The following is a 251-nucleotide window of genomic DNA, read 5'->3' as shown; positions in this document are numbered from 1 at the left end:
CTCAGTTCGCTGCCCTGCAAGGTAAAAATCTCGCGCTGCAGAATATTGGCCAGCAACTGAGCGCATGCATCGGTGCGGCAAAGTTGGGCTTCATGTCCATCGGGGAGGGCGCGGATTTGCTGGCGGCGGGGATGCCGGTGAAGGCGCGGTATGTGCCTGATGAGCAAGTGCAGCCGGTGTTGGCGGCGCGGTATCGAAAATTCCAGGGGCTGCTTGCAGCGGCGAAAGCCCTCCAGGATTAAATCGACGGC

The 251-nt window shown here is 60.6% G+C and carries 1 protein-coding gene; it reads left to right on the top strand.

Going from position 1 to position 251, the window contains the following annotated elements:
* A partial coding sequence (locus tag AC0L3U_RS39910) for a hypothetical protein (RefSeq protein ID WP_473365199.1) occupies window positions 1–242 on the top strand: 242 nt, incomplete at its 5' end.
* Between the last annotated feature and the right edge of the window lie 9 nt (window positions 243–251).

The sequence above is a fragment of the Bradyrhizobium sp. Kon69 genome (assembly GCF_055807515.1).
The sequence above is the reverse complement of the archived record's forward strand: the minus strand, read 5'-3'. Positions and strand labels throughout refer to the sequence as shown.